15 protein-coding genes are annotated in these 17967 nt (G+C 62.1%); 9 read left to right on the top strand and 6 right to left on the bottom strand.

The window, feature by feature from the left end; all coding sequences use genetic code 11:
* Window positions 1-190 precede the first annotated feature (190 nt).
* From BR24_RS07005 to BR24_RS07015, 3 genes are all read left to right on the top strand, one after another.
* On the top strand, window positions 191-1192 hold the full coding sequence (locus BR24_RS07005; protein ID WP_496540784.1) for a BMP family lipoprotein: 1002 nt from the start codon (window positions 191-193) through the stop codon (window positions 1190-1192).
* A gap of 4 nt (window positions 1193-1196) precedes the next feature.
* Window positions 1197-2774, top strand: coding sequence for a HAMP domain-containing sensor histidine kinase (locus BR24_RS07010; RefSeq protein WP_496540785.1), 1578 nt, complete (start codon window positions 1197-1199; stop codon window positions 2772-2774).
* Window positions 2775-2942: 168 nt separating this feature from the next.
* Window positions 2943-3173, top strand: coding sequence for a LapA family protein (locus BR24_RS07015; protein ID WP_496540786.1), 231 nt, complete (start codon window positions 2943-2945; stop codon window positions 3171-3173).
* A 168-nt stretch (window positions 3174-3341) separates the two neighbouring features.
* On the opposite strand, the gene BR24_RS07020 is transcribed toward BR24_RS07015, so the two are convergent.
* On the bottom strand, window positions 3342-3662 hold the full coding sequence (locus BR24_RS07020; protein ID WP_496540787.1) for a hypothetical protein: 321 nt from the start codon (window positions 3660-3662) through the stop codon (window positions 3342-3344).
* Here BR24_RS07020 and BR24_RS07025 point away from each other — a divergent pair.
* Window positions 3628-4239 (top strand): magnesium and cobalt transport protein CorA, encoded by a 612-nt coding sequence (locus tag BR24_RS07025; RefSeq protein WP_496540788.1) that lies wholly within the window; start codon window positions 3628-3630, stop codon window positions 4237-4239. The two genes, BR24_RS07020 and BR24_RS07025, sit on opposite strands and share 35 nt — an antisense overlap.
* 7 nt (window positions 4240-4246) lie before the next feature.
* On the opposite strand, the gene polA is transcribed toward BR24_RS07025, so the two are convergent.
* Genes polA through cbiR form a run of 4 tightly spaced genes read right to left on the bottom strand, consistent with a single transcriptional unit; the run spans window position 4247 to window position 9256 of the window.
* A complete protein-coding gene (polA, locus tag BR24_RS07030) occupies window positions 4247-6883 on the bottom strand; it encodes a DNA polymerase I (RefSeq protein WP_496540789.1) in 2637 nt (878 codons plus the stop codon).
* An 18-nt stretch (window positions 6884-6901) separates the two neighbouring features.
* Window positions 6902-7897, bottom strand: coding sequence for a DHH family phosphoesterase (locus BR24_RS07035; RefSeq protein ID WP_496540790.1), 996 nt, complete (start codon window positions 7895-7897; stop codon window positions 6902-6904).
* 7 nt (window positions 7898-7904) lie between these two features.
* Window positions 7905-8408, bottom strand: a complete 504-nt coding sequence (locus tag BR24_RS07040; RefSeq protein WP_496540791.1) for a bifunctional adenosylcobinamide kinase/adenosylcobinamide-phosphate guanylyltransferase — start codon at window positions 8406-8408, stop codon at window positions 7905-7907.
* Window positions 8405-9256 carry a cobamide remodeling phosphodiesterase CbiR gene (gene cbiR / locus BR24_RS07045; protein WP_496540792.1) on the bottom strand — a complete coding sequence of 284 codons (852 nt, stop codon included), beginning with the start codon at window positions 9254-9256 and terminating at the stop codon, window positions 8405-8407. Before cbiR ends, BR24_RS07040 begins: the two co-directional genes overlap by 4 nt.
* A gap of 51 nt (window positions 9257-9307) precedes the next feature.
* Here cbiR and BR24_RS07050 point away from each other — a divergent pair, with 51 nt between their 5' ends.
* Window positions 9308-9457 (top strand): hypothetical protein, encoded by a 150-nt coding sequence (locus tag BR24_RS07050; protein ID WP_496540793.1) that lies wholly within the window; start codon window positions 9308-9310, stop codon window positions 9455-9457.
* Here the strand turns inward: BR24_RS07050 and BR24_RS07055 are convergent.
* On the bottom strand, window positions 9454-12555 hold the full coding sequence (locus BR24_RS07055) for a UvrD-helicase domain-containing protein (protein WP_496540794.1): 3102 nt from the start codon (window positions 12553-12555) through the stop codon (window positions 9454-9456). The two genes, BR24_RS07050 and BR24_RS07055, sit on opposite strands and share 4 nt — an antisense overlap.
* Before the next feature lie 94 nt (window positions 12556-12649).
* On the opposite strand from BR24_RS07055, the gene BR24_RS07060 reads away from it, so the two are divergent.
* The 4 genes from BR24_RS07060 to BR24_RS07075 are packed head-to-tail and all read left to right on the top strand — an operon-like array spanning window position 12650 to window position 17901.
* Window positions 12650-13150, top strand: a complete 501-nt coding sequence (locus BR24_RS07060; protein ID WP_496540795.1) for a MarR family winged helix-turn-helix transcriptional regulator — start codon at window positions 12650-12652, stop codon at window positions 13148-13150.
* Window positions 13147-13668 (top strand): hypothetical protein, encoded by a 522-nt coding sequence (locus BR24_RS07065; RefSeq protein WP_496540796.1) that lies wholly within the window; start codon window positions 13147-13149, stop codon window positions 13666-13668. Before BR24_RS07060 ends, BR24_RS07065 begins: the two co-directional genes overlap by 4 nt.
* Window positions 13661-14737, top strand: a complete 1077-nt coding sequence (locus BR24_RS07070) for an efflux RND transporter periplasmic adaptor subunit (RefSeq protein WP_496540797.1) — start codon at window positions 13661-13663, stop codon at window positions 14735-14737. The genes BR24_RS07065 and BR24_RS07070 overlap by 8 nt, the downstream gene beginning before the upstream one ends.
* 8 nt (window positions 14738-14745) lie before the next feature.
* The gene (locus BR24_RS07075) at window positions 14746-17901 is read left to right on the top strand and encodes an efflux RND transporter permease subunit (protein WP_496540798.1); all 3156 of its coding nucleotides are present in this window, start codon (window positions 14746-14748) and stop codon (window positions 17899-17901) included.
* Window positions 17902-17967 lie beyond the last annotated feature (66 nt).

Raw genomic sequence — 17967 nt, forward strand, 5'->3', positions numbered from 1 at the left:
CCGAATAGGCGCCTTGCCAAGGCATTTCGTTTGTGCAACTTTTCGTTCATGAGCCGGGACGGCGGCTATCGATATTCATCCATCGCATGGGGGGAGCATGGGGAAAACTGCCGGCGGGCAAGTATCTCAAAACACATTACGATCTTTTTGGACCGTTTTTCGGGCTGTTGCGTTGTGTCTGGCGCTGCTTGTGTCGCTTGGCTGCGGGGCGGAGAGCTCGGAGGAGTTCAGCCCGGACGAGGGTGCCGTGGAGGACAGCGGGGTTCTCTTCGGGATGTATCTTGATGCGAGCGGCCTTGGGGACAGAGGCTTTCTGGACATGCAGTATCAGGGGCTCGTGCGCGGCTGCCAGCGGTATGGCGCCCGCTTCGTGGTCGGCCAGCGCGAGAGCGACGACGGAGTGAAGGAGGCGCTGGCAGACCTGGAGCATCTCGTGGCGCAGGGATGTCGTGCCGTGTTCTGTACCAGTCTGGTCATGCGCGAGGCCATGCAGCTTGCCGCGAGAAACCACCCCGACGTGCTTTTCGTACTAATGGATACCCGCCTTCTGGATTACCTTCCCAACACCGCTTCGATCACGTTTCGCACCGGAGAGGCGTCCTACCTTGCGGGCTACATCGCCGCTCACCTGAGCGAGAGTCTCGGCGTGATAGGCGGCACGGACGTAGTCCCTGTTCGCGAGTTCGTCCTCGGCTTTCGGGAGGGGGCCATGGCCGCCGGAGAGAGCGTCAGCATCCGCGAGCAGTACATCGACGATGTGGATGACTCCGGAATAGTGTGGAACAACCCTTCGGCCGCGGCGTCCATTGCGAAGTCCATGGCCGAAGAGCACGGTGTGGACCTGTTCTTCCCTGTCGCCGGCGCGTCTGCCCTCGGCGTCTTCAACTACATCAAGAAAACGGGCAAGTACGCCATCGGCGTTGATTCGGATCAGGATTATCTCGCCAAGGGGCAGATCATAACCAGCGTCATCAAGCGCATGGATGTGGCGGTGGAGGACCTTGTGGGCGAGATATCCGAAGGGCGCTTCGAGAATCGTGATTACGCCTTTGATCTGTCCAGCGGCGGGGTCGCCCTGAGCCCCATGCATCATACCCGGCACCTGCTCTCCGAAGAGCTACAGGAGGAAATCCGGTCCCTCAGGCAGGAGATAATCGACGGAACGATTCAGGTTCCCACGGCGTACAGGTGACAGGATGAGGAGGACGCTTAGGAATCTTCGGGAGGGCATCTGCTCCCGGCTATCCCTCAAAATCAACACCGTGGTCGTGGTATGCCTTGTGCTGCTGATGCTCCTGCCCGCGCTCCTGCTGGCGCAAACCTACCGGCACAAGCACCTGCAAAGCGTACGGCGCGACGCGGAGCGCATGGTGGAGCTCTTTGCAGAGCTCTCGCAGGACCAGCTCGCCCGTCAGGCTTACGGCATGTTGTATTACAACGCCAAAAGCCTCATGGGTAAAGAGAACGTCCGCTTCGTGAACGTCTATAATACTGAAGGGGTCAATCTGCTTCCTTTTGCCGGGAAAGGGGCGCTTCCTGATGACAGCGTTCACGTGATCAGCCGCGACGTGGTGGCCCGGCATATTGAATCCGGTTTCGTAGGGCGCGTGGTGGTGGGCGTGGATCTGGCCCCTGCCGAGGCGGAAGTGGACCGCATGTTCGCGCTGCTGATAGCCGGAATCATGGGATCCGGGGCGCTACTGGTGCTGACCCTGACCCATTTCCTGCAACGCTTTCTGGTGCGCCCCGTGAACAGGCTTGAGGAGTCGGTGCGGACCATCGCCACCGGGGACCTCGAACACCGCATAAGCGGAACCGGGCGTGACGAATTGGGCCGTCTGGCTTCCAACATCAACGTGATGACCGCCAACCTCAACATGAGCATGCGGGCGCGGCGTCAGGCCGAGGCCGGGCTGGAAAGGCTCAACAGCGAGCTTGAGGAAAAGGTCCGAGAACGTACCGAGCGGCTCTCCGAAAAGGCCGTGGAGCTCGAAAGGGCCAACGAGCGGCTTCAAAGCCTCGACCGCGTCAAGTCTTCGCTTCTCTCTCAGGTTTCCCACGAACTCAGGACTCCGCTGACCTCCATCCTCGGTTTCACCAAGGTCATTCATCGTGACTTCGACAGGCTCTTCATGCCGCTGGCCCGCGAGGACGGAACCCTTTCCCGCAAGGGGGAGCGGATCGTCTCCAACCTCGAAATCATCGAAACCGAAGGCGACAGGCTGACTCGGCTCATCAACGACCTGCTGGACCTGAACAAGATCGAATCCGGCCACATGGAGTGGCGCGACAGGCTTCTGGACCTGTCCGAATGCGTGGAGCAGGCCGTCCGCTCCTGCTACGGCACATTTGCCGCCAAGGCGGAAGTGCAGCTTGAGTGGGAGGTGGAGGAAGGGCTGCCGCGCGTGTTCGTGGACCCTGACCGAATGGACCAGCTGCTGACCAACCTCATCGGCAATGCGGCGAAGTTCACGCACTCGGGCAGGGTCTCGGTGACGGCCCGGCAGGTGGACGACGAGAGCATCGAGGTTGGGGTGGCGGATACGGGCATCGGCATCCGCAGCGAAGACCTCGACAGAATTTTCTGCAAGTTCACGCAGGTGGGGCAGGAGGACTGTGAAAACATCAGAGTCCGCGGTACCGGTCTCGGCCTGACGATCTGCCGGGAGATCGTCGAGCGCTACGGCGGCAGTCTCCGGGCGGAATCGAAATACGGCGAGGGCAGCGTCTTCCGGTTCACACTTCCCGTTCATCGTCCCGACTCCGCCGAGTAGTCTCCTTTTCATCGACTTCCCTCACATTGCCGGACTGGAATTGGTTGCGGGTCCTTGGCAACAGCTCGCATATCGCGTTATGGTGCGGCCAAATCAATGCTGTCTTCGGCTCCGGACTGACTCGAGGCTCTTTCCGTTTCGTCCGGCAGTCGTGAAAAGGAGGTCGTTTTGCTCGCACGCTGGGAAACCATGACTCTCAAGGAGCGCGTCAGGCTCATTCTGGTGACGCTTCTCGTGGCCCTTGTCCTGCTGTTTTTCATACAGAACAATGAAACCGTTCAGGTGGCTTTCCTGTGGGGAACCTTCGCGCTTCCTCGATTCGTGATGCTGCCGGGACTGCTGCTACTGGGCTTTGTGGCCGGTTATCTGGTTGCCCGCTTGCGCAGGCACGGGAGGTAGCACCGAATGGCGCGGTTTCTTCGCAAGATTGAGCGCAGAGCCGGACAGCCGCCCGGAGCCGTGATTTTTGTCGGTGAACGGAAGATGGAGCGGCCCCGGCTGCGCCTTATTCGATTCGATCAGCAGACCGTGGCGGAGGGCGAGCCGGAGACGGTGGAGGAGTTGCAGTCAGCCGCTTCGCACGGAGGTGTCCTCTGGGGGAATCTCGACGGGCTGCATGACGAGTCGGTGCTGCAGCGTATCGGGGCAGGGTTCGGCCTCCCGTCGCTGGTGCTGGAGGACGTGGCCAATACCGACCAGCGCCCGAAGGTGGAGGAGTTTGATGCGTTCACCTTTGTCTGCGCCCGCATGTTGTGGCTGGGCGATGATCGCAGGGTACATGCGGAGCAGCTCGGGATGGCGGTTTTCCCGTCGGTCGTTCTCACATTTCAGGAGCGGACCGGAGACGTCTTCGATGCCGCGCCAGCGTATCAGGTCGGGCAGGGGCAAGGTGCGCAGGCGGGGAGCGCCCTATCTTGCCTGCGCTCTGCTGGACTCCGTCATGGAAAACTGCATCCGCGTCATCGAGGTGCTCGGAGAGCGGATAGAGGACATGGGCGAGGAGGTGCTGGACGATCCGACCCCCGAACTGCTTGAGGAAATTCACGAATACCGGCACGAGATGGCTTATGTCAGAAAGCATCTGCGTCCCATGCGGGAGATGGTGCACCGGCTGGCGCGTGGTGAGTCAGAGCTGTTCGGCCCGGACATGCGCCCGTACCTCGACGAACTGACGGATCTTTCGGATCAGGCCTCCGAGGCCGCCGACCTGTATCGGGACATGCTTGGCGACCACCTCAACGCCTACAACATGGTCATGGCCAACCGGCTCAACGACGTCATGCGTTTTCTGACCGTGTTCGCCACGATCTTCATTCCGCTGACCTTCGTGGCCGGGGTGTACGGCATGAACTTTGAGCACATGCCGGAACTCGCCCTGCGCTGGGCTTATCCCGTCTTCTGGGGCGTCATTGTCGCCCTTGGCGGCGGCATGGTCCTGTATTTCCGAAAAAAGAAATGGCTCTAAGCCGGCGTTAGTGCGCCTCGGCCCAGTTCACGCCAACGCCGACGTCCACCTTCAGCGGCACACTCAGGTCCACCGTGGACTGCATGACTTCCTGCAGGCGGTCGCCTGCTTCCTGCGCCCGGTTTTCGGGTACTTCCGCCACGAGTTCGTCATGCACCTGAAGGATGAGCACGGCGCCAAGGTCGCGCAGCTGCTTGTCGTCACGGGCTTTTATCATGGCCATCTTGATCACGTCCGAGGCGCTGCCCTGAATCACGGTGTTCACCGCCTGCCTGCGGGCCTGCGAGACCACCTGATTGTTGCGGGAGTGCAGTTCCGGAAGCAACCTGCGGCGCCCCGCCAGCGTGGTGACGAAACCCTTCTCCGTGGCGTCCTCGATGATGCCCTCGTAGAAGCCCTTGAGCGTGGCGAGTTTTTCAAAGTATCGCTCGATGAACTCCTTGGCTTCGTTCACGGTGATGCCGAGTTCGCGGGAGAGCTTCTGCGGTCCCATTCCGTAGATCAGGCCGAAGTTGACGGTCTTGGCGTTGCGGCGCTCCGAGTCGGTTACGTCCGAGGATGTCTTCTCGGCGAGCAGAGCGGCCGTGGCGGTGTGAATGTCCGCATCTTCGCGGAACGCCTCCACCAGCGCCGGGTCCTGTGAGAAGTGAGCCAGCACGCGCAGTTCGATCTGCGAATAGTCGGCCGCTGCCAGCAGGTTGCCCTCCTCGGCGGTGAAGCATGCGCGCATGCGCTTGCCGTACCTGCCGCGAATGGGGATGTTCTGCAGGTTGGGCCGGGAACTGGAGAGCCTGCCGGTGGCCGTGGCCAGCTGGTTGAAATGCGTGTGGATGCGTCCGTCGTCTCCCGCCAGCTTCGGAAGCGGTTCGAGGTAGGTGGAGCGCAGCTTTTCGAGCATCCGGTATTCCAGAACATCGTCCACGACGGGGTGCTGGTCCCGGATCTTTTCCAGCACCGTGTTTGCAGTGGAGTACTGTCCGCCGGCAGTCTTGCCCGCTGGCTTGAGCCCGAGCTTGTCGAAGAGCACGCCGGAGAGCTGCTGGCTGGAGCGGATATTGAACTCCTCGCCCGCCTTGTCGATGATGTCGCGGGTCAGGCCGGAGAGCTGCTGGCTGACTTCGTTGAGAAAGCCGTCGAAGGCTTCGCGGTCGATGGCGACCCCGGCCTTTTCCATTTCCACCAGCGCCGGAATCAGGGGGATCTCAAGATCGCGCATGAGCGGCCCGAGCTTGGCGTTGTCGATCTGCGGGGACACGCCGTGCATGTAGGCCAGCGCGGCCAGACCGTCTGTGTCGGGGTGCAGGTCTGCGCCGATATTGCTGAAGGCCTGTCCGGAAAACAGGGACTGTTTCAGGCGGTCCCACTCGTAGCCCCGCGATTCGGGGTCGAGCAGATAGGCGGCGAGGCTCAGGTCGTACCACTGCGAGCTGGGGATGGATTCCCAGCACTCGTGGTCGCGAAGCAGCTCCTGAAGGCTCGGCGTGGCGATGAGTCTGGCCTGGCCGATTTTCCCGGCCAGCTCCGGGGCTTCGGAGGTGCACAGGTACTCCCGGTTCTCGAAGCCGACTCGAAAACCGTCCGGCGTGACGCAGAGGCCGACCTCTCCGTCCTTGAGCGACGGGAGGCCGTCCGCATCGGTCTTTGTCATCTCCAGCGGCGGCTGGTCCTTTTTCTCTTCCACGGCCTCGCCGAAGAGGGAAAGCTGCTTCTGCCCGTTGTCCCCGGATGGCTTGGGATCGGCCGGGACCGTCTTTCCGGATGACGCCGCCGGCGCGGGGATGCTTGCTGCAAGCGATTTGAGCTCGTAGTTCATGAGAAAGTCGCGCAGCTTCTCCGCCTCGGGGTCACGCACCTCGAAGATTTCGAGCTTGTCCATGCAGCAGTCGAGCTTCATGCGCGTGAGTTCACGGTACATGAAGATGTTCTCGAGTTCCGGCTCGACTTTTTCCCTGAGCTTGGGCGGCAGGTTTTCGTAGCCGTCGCGCAGGTCTTCCAGCGTGGGGTAGTCGGCCATGATCTTCTTGGCCGTGACCGGGCCCACCTTGGGGATGCCGGGGATATTGTCCGAAGAGTCGCCGATGAGTGCCTGAAAGTCGGGCCACTGGTGGGGCTCCATGCCTTCCTCTTCCCGAAAGCTCTCCAGCGTGATGAGCTTTTCCTGCTTGCCCGCAGGGTTGAGGATGACCACGTTCTCGTCGAGGCACTGCTTCAGGTCCTTGTCCGAGCCCACGATCACCACGGGTCGGCCGCCCTTGTAGCGTGCCGCCAGCGAGGCGATGCAGTCGTCGGCTTCCACGCCTTCGGAGACCAGCAGCTTGAGGCCCAGCATCTGTACGCCTTCGCGGACCGGCTCGATCTGTGCGGCGAGGTCCTCGGGCATGGCGGGGCGGTTGGCCTTGTACTGGTCGTACAGTTCGTGTCGGAAGTTCGGCCCCTTGCCGTCCATGATGAACCCGCAGAAGGTGGGTTTTTCCTTCTTGAGAAGGTTCAGCACCGTGCGCAGCGTGGTGTTGATGGCGCCCGTGGGAAAGCCGTCGGACCGGCTCAGGTTGGAGCGGGCATAGAACGAGCGGTACAGCAGGGCGGTCCCGTCAATGAGAAAGACGGGTTCCTTGTCGAAATTCAATTGTTCTATCAGGGACATGATGGTGCCGTCTCAGGGCTAGATTCGTTTGATCACGCCCCGTTTGCCCTTCCCGAGCTTTTTGAGCATGAAGATTTCGGGGTCCTCGTCGCCGAGGTTTTCCAGATCCACTTCCGCCCGCGCGGCCTCCTTGTGCCCCCCGGCCGAGCCGAGTTCGCCGAAGAGGTTGCCGGCCATCTTGCCCATGTCGCGACGCATGCCGTCGCCACGGAAGATGACGACCAGCTTCCCGTCGTAGACGCCGGAGACGACCAGCCACGGAACGCCGTGGATTCTGGTGAAGAAGTCGGCCACAATCACGAGGATGTCGGGGTTCTCCACTTTCCCGGCATGGGCGAACAGCCCCTGCCCGACGCGGCGGAGATTGTAGAATGAGCGGGAGAAGTAGCGCATCCAGTCGAGGTGGAACTCGCTGCGGCTGATGCGGTTCATGAGCTTGGTGTCGGCGTACTTGTTCAGGTACTTGAAGGCCGCCATGTCCGCGTCGATGAATTCTCGCTCGAAGCTCCTGGTGTCGCTCTTGATACCGTACATGAGCGCGGTGGCCAGCAGCTTCGCGGGTCGGATGCGCATGTTGTACAGGTACTCGGTGAGCATGGTGCAGGTGGAGCCGTACTTCGGACGCACGTCCACAAAGTCGGCCTCGGGTTTCTTTTCACGGAGCAGGGGGTGGTGGTCGATGACCACGGAAAAGTCGAACTGCTCGAATTCCGGGTTGTGGTGCGGCTGGGAGTCCACCAGTGCGAACTTGTCGTACTGGGCCGCGAGGTTCGGAATGAGCTTGCGCGTGGGGATGCGCAGGTAGCGGATCATGGCCAGGTTGTCCGGCCGCTTGATCTCGTTGATCTGGCCGATGCCCACGTGGGACACCTTTCGGGCCATGATGCGCCTGAGGGCCAGTGCTGACCCGAGTGCGTCCGGGTCGGCGTTGATGACGATCAGCCAGGCGTCGTCCTTTTTGAACATGGCGAGTAGTTTCTCGACGTGTTCATCCAGTTGGCGAAAAATAGCCATGCTGTTCCTATTTGAGCTTGAGCGGCAGGCCCGCGGCCACGAGGTGTACGCGGTCCGCGATGCGGGCCGTCCGGCGGTTGAGTTCGCCGAGGCTTCGTATGAAGGCACGGACTTCGCCCGACATGGGCAACGGTCCGAGGCCGGCCTCGCATGAAACCAGAATAAGCTCAGCTCCTCTCCAGTTTTGAAGCGCGTCCAGCAGTTGCTGCACGGCCTCCGTTTCCGTCCCGTCCTCCCGGCATGCAAAGAGCCAGAAGTCGAGACTGTCCGCAAGCACGGAGCGAAAGTCCGTGTTAGCTTGTCTGAGTCTTTGAGGCAAGTCCCCCCCGACCTCGAGTACCTCGATCAGAGGATTTCTCTCGTTTCGGTGGGTGTTTATCTGCCTTCGAAATTCCTGATCCCCCGCTTTTCCGGTGGCCACGAAGGCTTTTGGACCGGGGGCCTGCTCCAACAGTTCCAGCGCGTAATCGGACTTGCCTGATTTGTTTCCGCCAAGCACCAGCGTTATCATGCGCCGTCCTCCCGATCGTCGAGCAGTTCGCGCAGTCGGCGCAGCGAGTCTGTCAGTTGCCGCTGTCGGAAAACCTCCAGCACGAGGCTGCCGTCCTTGGGAAGCAGCCCGACCCATCGGCGCAACATATCTGCGCCTTCTTCGTCAAGTCCGTCCAGCGGGCCGTGCTCGCCTCGCGGGCCGGGGCCGTAAATATGCAGCATCCTGACCCGATCCCAAAGGCCAGGAAGCGTCTCCAGCCCGTCCTGAGCGAAGGCGATGCGGTGGCCGATGTCCAGACACACCCCGTAGCCGTTCTCGACGATCTCCCCCCAGCAGGCCGAAAGGTCGTTGCCCTCGATGTTCTCGATGAGCACTGCTTCGGTGGCGATACCGCCGTCTGCGAGAAGTTGGGAGAGTTGCCCGAGTTTCCGGGCGTCGTCGGGGGGATGTAGGACATAGGCCGTCGGGCGAAGATAGTCAACCTTGCGCGCGAGTCCGAGGACGGCTTCGGCCACCGATTCAACCCCCTCCTGCCATGGCAGGTCCAGCGGAAGATGCACGCTGTACTCCAGCTCAAGTTCCGGCAGGTCCGGGGGCAGGTCGCTTTCGTCGTAAGCCAGACAGGATTCGGTTTCGAAAAACGTCAGGCTCACCTCGTCCACCATGCCTTCCAGATAGCGGCAGTTCCCTCCCACGGTGTCGGGAATCACGAACGAGGGCGCGGCGATGCGCACATCGGTGTCGAAAACCCGACGGATGCGCGAAAAATGTCCGCATTTGCCGGACGTTTCTTCCCGTTCCGTAGGTGCGGCGGTCTGCTCGTCGGAACAAGCGGTTGAAAAATGGAGACTATCTTTTCGGGGCATGACTATTGCTGATTCTGTTGACATCGGAAACCCTGTCCGGAGGGCGAGGCCATGAACTCCATACGAAACATTGCACAGCACACGTTCAATCCCCTGCACGTCTTCTGCAGACTGCGGCAGGTCGGTATGAATATCCGCGCGGCGCGCGTGGTCTGCCGTGTCTATGAAACCTGTCTGTATAAGCTGATGTTCCCGTTCTAGCCGAGCAGGCTCATCTGCTTTTCCTTCGTGACCTTCTTGGCGGTCATGGTGCTGTGGGTGAACATGTCCGCAGGCACTTCGCGGAGATAGCGGGAGGGCGGCAGGTTGAGCTCCTTGCCGAACAGGTGCCGTTTTTCGGCACGGCTCATGAAAAGCATCCTCTTCGCCCTTGTCATGGAGACATACAGCAGGCGGCGTTCCTCGGCGAACGACTGCCCCCTTCCCGGAGTGAGCGTCACCTTGGCCGTCAGCAGGTCCAGTCCGGCGAAGGGCATGATGCCTTCTTCCAGCGCGGGGATGAATACCGCATCGAACTCCAGACCCTTGGCCGCGTGCATGGTCATTATCTGAACTTTTTCGGCGGATTTGCCGATGAGTTCGGTCTCGCTCTGCAGGCTGACCCAGTTGACGAGTCCGGCCCAGCCGCCGCGCCTGTCGAATTCGGCCTTGAGCTGCTTGAACGGCTTGCTCTCCCAGAAGAACTGGTCGAAGGGCGGCACTTCCTCAAGATAGGCAGAGAGGCCGATCGGCCCCTTGGCAAGGATGTGTTCCGGTACCTCAAGCACTTCCTCGCTGCCGATCATGGTCATGCCGAGGAAACTTCCGGCGGCGTCCAGAATGATCTTGCAGCGTTCGTCGTTCCAGAACGGTTCGGTCTCGGGGGTGGCCACGGGCAGTCCGAACCGCTTGAGCGCGGACTCGAGCACCGGAACGAGGGCTTTGAAGCGCACCAGCACGGCGATGTCGCCGGGTGCCATGGAGCCATGGCCGGTCTCGTCGGCGAGGGTGTGGCTGGTGGCGCCGATGAGCTGCTTGGCGCGGTCCGCGATCCACGCGGCCTCGCGGGTGTCGTCGGGCGCGTCGAACGCGTGCAGGACGGTCTCCCGGTCACGGACAGCGCGGATGGGCGCGTCGTCCGGGAAGAGGCGCTGGGCTGCGGTGAGTACGCTCTGCCCCGAGCGGTAGTTTTCCTCGAGGGTGATGGTCTTCAGCGATGGCCAGAAGCGCCTGAGCTGCTCCTCGGCGTTGTCGGTGGCGCCACGGAATCCGTAAATGGACTGGCGCGGGTCGCCGATGCAGAAAACGCCCTTGCCGGATTCGGGGGCGATGCCCTTTATCACTGCCAGTTGCAACGCGGTGAGGTCCTGCACCTCATCCACGAGCACATGCTGCCACGGCTGATGGAAGGTGGGCGCCTCGGTCTGCTCCAGCATGAATTCCAGCAGGTCGGTGTGGTCCAGCAGGTTCCAGTGATTCTTCTGGTTGCCGTAATTGATGTGGGCGTCGAAAAGATCGTCCGGGACCGGTTCGAGTCGCTCGCGTGAAAGATTGTACTTGTTCCAGTAGTGCTTGAGGTGCTTTTTGGAAATATCCGGGTTTACCTCGTGGAACAGCTTGATGGCCGCGTCTTCGGGCAGGATGACCGGGGTTTCTGAGTAGGCGTGCTTCCAGTAGTCGAAGCAGAGAGAGTGCAGGGTCCCGGCCTGCGGCTGTTCATCATCCGTGCGTTCGCGCTTCAACCTGTCGCGGAGCTCCTGAGCGGCGCGACGGGTGAAGGTCAGGCACAGGATGCGTCTGGCGCGTTCGCCCTCGTCGAGCAGGCGGTTGACGCGGCCCATGAGAGTCTGGGTCTTGCCAGTTCCCGGACCGGCGAGCACCAGCGTCGGGTCGGGCCCGGCCTTGATGGCTTTCTGCTGTGCCTTGTTATAGGTGATGGTCTCCGGTTCAGCTGCGGCGGCTGCCGCCGGCACGGACGGGGAGACGCACACGGCCTCGGCCTCTTCGCCCTTTGCGGGGCGGGGGATGTCCACCAGCGTTGCGCCGTTGCGGATCTGGTCGCGTTCCTGCTGGGTGAAGACGCTTATGACGCCGAACTCGCCATCGTAACCCGGTGTGCGGATGACCCGGCCTTCGCGCATGCGCCCGATGCCCTCTGCCAGCGGGCAGCCGAAGCGCTTGAGCTCTTCTTCGGGCACGCGCTGCAGCACGTTCAGCTCGGAGCCGAACTCCGCGATGAGGTCCATGTAGGCCTTGTGCACCTTTTTGGAGCCGGGGCCCACGCCGACGACCTCGCTGAGCACTTCCTTGAGCGGGATGAGCGAGGTGTAGCCGGGCTGGTTGGCGGGCTGCACCGGTTCCTGACGATCCGCCAGTTCGAGTACCCGAGCGTAGACGCCGCGCGTGACCGGCTTGCCGCAGACAGGGCAGAGGCCCCCGCGCGATTCGGATTCCCGCGGGTCCATGACCACTCCGCACTTGCGGTGGCCGTCCATGTGGTATTTGCCTTCCTCGGGGAAGAACTCCACGGTGCCGAGAAATTTGTTGCCGAGGCCCTCGCCCTTGAGCGCGCGGTAGATGCCTTCGTAGGACATCTCGGCGCGGAAGAGGTTGGCCTCGCGCCCCAGTTTTTCACCGGAGTGCGCATCCGAGTTGGATACGAGCCGCACGCGGTCCAGCTCGCTCCAGGTCCAGTTCATTTCCGGGTCTGAAGACAGACCGGTTTCCATGGCGAATATCTCGCGGGAGTATTCGCCGAAGCACTCGGCTATGGAGTCGAAGCCGGACTTGGAGCCGAAGATGGAGAACCACGGGGTCCAGATGTGGGCGGGAACCACGAAGCCCATGGGGCTGGTGTTCAGGACGAGGTCCAGCAGGTCGCGGGAGTCAAGCCCGAGGATGGGGCGCCCGTCGGATTCGATGTTGCCGATGGCGTCGAGCTTTTCGTTGAAGCGCTTCACGGACTCGATGTCCGGCATGTAGACGAGGTTGTGGACTTTGCGGGTCTTGCCGCCGCGTTTGTATATGGAACTTATCTCCGCCTGAAGCATGAAGCGGGTGGTCCCGGCCAGCGGCCCCTGGGTTCCGGGGACGATGTCCTCGAGTCCCTGCGGATCCTTGAGGGTCAGCAACCCGGAACCGTCGTCCACAAGGTTCTCCTCGATCTCCTCCAGCCATCCGGGATGGGTGAAGTCGCCGGTTCCGAGGACGTTCAGGCCCTTGACACGGCCCCATGCGGCAAGCGTCCGTATGGTCAGATTCTTGCTGGTGGCCCTCGAAAAACGCGAATGAATGTGCAGGTCGGCGGTGAAACGTTCCATGGCCGAAACACTATGCCCAACGGTCCGATATTGCAACCCGGACAGACATATTTCACCTTGACGGGTGCTGTTGGTTGCGCATACAACGGCTGCCATGAAAACCGACATGCTCAAAGCGAGGGACTCCCTAGGCTATCTCAGTTATAAGACAAGTCGCGTCATATCCAATGCCCTTGCCGCCAAGTTTGCGGAGAACGGGATCAACGTCACCGTGGAACAGTGGCGGGTGCTGATGCCGCTGAACAAGGTGGACGGACTGCCGCAGGGGCGCATCGGCGAAGTGCTCATGCAGGAGAAGACCGGCATCAGCCGTCTGGTGGCGGGACTGGAGCGGCATGGCTACGTGCGCCGCGAGTCAGACCCGCAGGACAGAAGGCTCAAGCGGCTCTTCATCACCGACGCCGGACGCGAACTTGTTGAAAGAACCATAGTCCTCATGCATGAGGTCAACGATGTCGTGGAAGAGGGCATCGCGCCGGAAAGGCTGGCCTCGGCAAAGGAAGTGATGCACAAGGTGCTGGAGAATCTTCTGGGACATCCCGACCCCGCCGTGGCCTGCTCTCAGGAGCCGCCCGGTGAAGAGGAGGATGAATGAGGCTGCCGACGACCGGCCGAAAATGGCTGAAGGTCCTGCATCTGGCCGCCGCGGCGTGCTGGATCGGCGGGGCGGTCTCGCTGCTTTCGCTGTGGTTTCTCAAGCATGGACTGCTTGACGGCGCGGTGGTGCACGGCATCAACCGGGCCGCGCATCAGGTGGACATGGCGGTGGTGGTCGTGCCGGGGGCGTTCGGCTGCCTGCTTACCGGGCTGGCCTACTCGCTGCTGACCGAGTGGGGCTTCCTGCGTCACGGCTGGATTGTCGCCAAGTGGATACTCACCGTGGGCGCCATTCTTTTCGGGACGTATTATCTCGGCCCATGGGAGACCGCCATGATGGAGCTGACGGGCGTGATGGGCGCCGATGCACTGACGAATGCGCAGTACCTCCGCAATCAGACACTGAATTTTCAATGGGGAACGGTGCAGGTGGGCGTCCTGCTGCTGATGGTGTGGCTGTCAGTCTTCAAACCGTTCGGGAACCTGAAAAACAGGAAGGATAAGCGACATGCGTAATATGATTTTCGCACTGGCCGTGCTGGCGTTTCTCGTGACGGGGAGCGTGGCGGCGCAGGCTCAGGACAAGAAAGGCGGCCGCCCGCCCGCGCCGGTGGTCGTCGGCGAGGTGACTCAGGGCAAGGTGGCGCCGCGTACCGAATACATCGGCACCGTCTATTTCACCGAACAGTCCGATGTGGCGGCGGAAGTGGCCGGCAAGGTCGTGGACATCCCGGTGAACCACGGCTCCAGAGTGAAGAAGGGCGACGTGCTCGTGCAGCTTTCCACCGACATCATCGACCGCAAGGTCGCCAACGCGCGTGCGCTCTTGAATCAGGCGCAGGCCGAGTATGAAAATGCGCGCCTTGAGGGCGAGCGCGTGACCAAGCTCTTCGACAGCAAGTCCGTTGCCGAGGGCGAATATGACGCCAAGCGTCTCGGCGCGGAGTCGGCCGAGATGAAGATGGTGGCGGCGCGCGCCGTGCTGAATCGTCTCGAACTTGAGCGCCGCAAGAAAACCATCCGCGCTCCCTATGACGGCGTCGTAGTGCAGCGAAACGTCAGCCGCGGCGAATGGGTCTCCACAGGCTCCGTGGTGCTGGTCATGGGGCGCGACGACGAGTTCGACGTGGAGTGCAACATCCCCGCCCGCGCCGCCGGAGTGGTGCAGGAGGGGCTTGAAGTGACCGTGCGCGTGAACGAACGTGAACTCGATGGACGGGTTTACGCCATCATCCCCAAGGGAGACGTCTCCACTCGCACCTTCCCGGTCAAGATTCGGGTCAAGAGTCCCGGCTGGCTGGCCGAAGGGATGGAGGCTCGGGTCTCTCTGCCTTCTTCCGCTCCCGGCGAGACGCTGATCGTCCCCCGCGACGCGGTTATCTCCTCCCGCGGTCAGATGGTCGTCTGGACCATCGCGGACGGCAAGGCCACGCCGATCCCCGTTCGGGTCACCGGATTCCGCGGCCTTGAGGCCGGGGTGGTCGCCGAGGGGCTCAAGGAAGGCATGCCCGTGGTGGTCAAGGGCAATGAACGCCTGCGTCCCGGACAGCCGGTGCGGCCCGTTCAGGGCGGCAAGGAACAGTAGGGGGCGCAATGGATATCGTCAAAACGGCTATCACCAAGCCGGTCGCGGTTCTGGTGGCCGTCATACTGATCCTGCTTTTCGGGTCGCTCGCTCTCATCGGCCTGCCGTACCAGCTCTCGCCGAACGTGAGCGAGCCGGAGATTTCCATCACCACCACCTGGCAGGGTGCCACGCCGTATGAAATCGAGCGCGACATCATCGAAGAGCAGGAAAAGGTGCTCAAGGGCGTGCCCGGCCTCGTGGAGATGGAATCCACCTGCTCCAACGGGATGGGCGAACTGACGCTGAAATTCGAGATCGGGACCGAGGTCAACGGTGCGCTCCTGCGCGTGTCCAACAAGCTCGACGAGGTGCCGAACTATCCCGACGCCGTGGACAAGCCGATCATCTCCGCCTCGGGCGCCTCGGCCTCGCCGGTCATCTGGATGATTCTGCGCACGCTGCCGGGCAACGACCGGGATCCGCAGACGTACCGCACCTTTTTCGAAGACGAGGTGCGCCAGTACATAGAGCGCGTCGAGGGCGTGTCCGACCTGTTCATGGGCGGCGGACGCGAGGACGAGATGCAGGTGATCGTGGATCCGGTGAAGCTGGCCGCGTACAACCTGACCATCGGCGAACTCAAGGCCGCGCTCCAGTCCGCCAACGTCTCCATGTCCGCGGGTACCCTCGGTCTGGGACGGCGAGACTATCGCGTGCGTACCCCGGCCGACCTCAATACGCCGCAGAAGCTGCTCGACACGGTGATCAGCTCCTCCGGGCAGTTTCGCGTGCAGCTTCGCGACGTGGCCGACGTCGAACTCGGCCACGAGAAGGGCACCGTGGTCATGCTGCATAACGACGAGACTGGCGTGGCCATCGGCGTGGAGCCACAGCCGGGCAGCAACGTACTCGAGCTGACGGACCGCGTTCATGACGTGGTGCAGGAACTCAACGCGGGGATAATGAAGGACAATCAGGTCGCCTTCGACTGGGTCTATGACCAGCGCTCCTACATCAACGGCGCCATCGACCTCGTCCAGCGAAACATCATCATCGGCGGCCTGCTCGCCATCGCCGTGCTGATGATCTTCCTGCAGAGCGGAACCGCGACAATCATCGTCGCGGTCGCCATCCCTATATCCATCATCGGCTCGTTCATCATATTCGGCATAGCGGGACGAAGTCTGAACGTGGTATCAATGGCGGGCATATCGTTCGCGGTGGGGATGCTGGTGGACAGTGCCATCGTGGTTCTGGAGAACATCGACCGGCACCGGAACATGGGCAAGTCGGCCTTCAAGGCGGCCTATGACGGGGCCAGCGAAGTGTGGGGGGCGGTGCTTGCCTCCACCCTGACCACCGTGGCGGTCTTCCTGCCCGTGGTCTTCATGGAGCAGGAGGCGGGGCAGCTGTTCAAGGACATCGCCATCGCCGTCACCTGCGCCATCATCCTCTCGCTGTTCGTCTCCGTGCTGGTGATCCCCATGCTCGCCAACCGTCTGTATTCCTTCGCTGCCAAGCGCCAGGCCAAGCGGGCGAAGGGTGGCGATGAGCCGGAAAGGGAAAAGTTCCTCAAGCGCGTCATGAAGCCGGTGACCGCGCTGGGCGGTCGCATCTCGGACATGGTGATGGCCCTGTTGCGTGTCGGCATTGCCACATGGAAGGGGCGGGTGGTCACCATCCTGTCCCTGACTCTGGCCTCGGTGCTCATCGTCTGGGCCTTCTTCCCCAAGATGGAGTATCTGCCGCAGGGCAACCGGAACCTCATCCTGAACATTCTCATTCCGCCTCCGGGGCTTTCCTACGGCGAGCGGGAGGAGATGGGGCGCAACGTGTTCGACATGACCGCGCCCCACTTCAAGGAGCAGGTGGACGGTCTGCCGCAGATAAAGGATATGTTCTACGTCTCGGCGCCCACCATCAACCTCTTCGGCGTCATCGCCGAGCAGGAACAGCGCGCAGGGGAGCTGATCCCCATGTTCTCGCGGGTGCTCAATTCCATGCCCGGCGTGTACGGCGTATCGCTTCAGGCGAGCATCTTCGAGCAGGGGCTCGGCGAGGGCCGCAATATCTCCGTGGACATCAGCGGCACCAGCCTCGAGCGGATTGTCGCGGCCGCGGGGACCATGTTCGGCATGGCCATGAAGGAAATCCCCGGCGCACAGGTGCGTCCCATACCCTCGCTGGAGCTACTGTACCCGGAGGTTCGGTTCAACCCAATGCGTGACCGCGTGCGGGCCGCCGGGCTCACCGCCCGGGATCTGGGCGAGGCCGTGGATGTGATCCTCGACGGGCGCAAGATAGGCGACTACAAGGCCGCCGGTAAGAAGAAGATCGATCTGGTGCTCAAGGGCGCCGACGAGCTGGTGCGGACGCCCGAGGACCTGGAGCGCGCGCTCATCGCAACGCCCAACGGCGGCGCCGTGCCGCTCGACTCGCTGGCGAAGGTCGAACGGACTTACAGCCTGAACCAGATCCGCCACCTTGAGCGCAGGCGCACCATCACCCTGCAGGTGACGCCGCCCGAGAACATGCCGCTTCAGGAAGCCATGGAGACCATCCAGAACAAGCTGGTCCCGGCGGTGAAGGGCATGGGCCTTCTCGAAGGACTCAAGGTCCGCCTGTCCGGAGCAGCCGACAAGCTCACCGTGACGCGCGACGCGCTGCAGTGGAACTTCATCCTCGCGCTGTTCATCACGTACCTGCTGATGGCCGCTCTGTTCGAGAACTTCATCTATCCCTTCATCATCCTGTTCACCGTGCCGCTGGCCGGTGCGGGCGGTTTCCTCGGGCTCAAACTGGAAAACCTGTTCATCGCCCAGCAGCCATTGGACATCCTGACCATGCTGGGCTTCGTCATCCTCGTGGGGGTCGTTGTCAACAACGCGATCCTTATCGTGCACCAGTCGCTCAACAACGTGCGCGAGCACGGCATGGAGCATCTGGAGGCGGTGCTGGAGGCCACCCGAACGCGGCTGCGGCCCATCTACATGTCGGCGTCCACGTCCATCTTCGGTATGCTCCCGCTGGCCGTGGCTCCCGGCCCCGGTTCGGAGCTGTACCGCGGGCTTGGGTCGGTGGTGCTCGGCGGGCTGGCCCTGTCCACCATCTTCACGGTGTTCGTGATACCGGCGCTGCTCATGTTCTTCATCAAGATGGAGAAGGTGGGGAGCAAGGCCTAGAACGCGATTCGCGAATAAACGAAAACGCCCGTCGGATGACTCCGGCGGGCGTTTTTTTTACGGGTT

The organism is Pseudodesulfovibrio halophilus DSM 5663, from assembly GCF_059568665.1.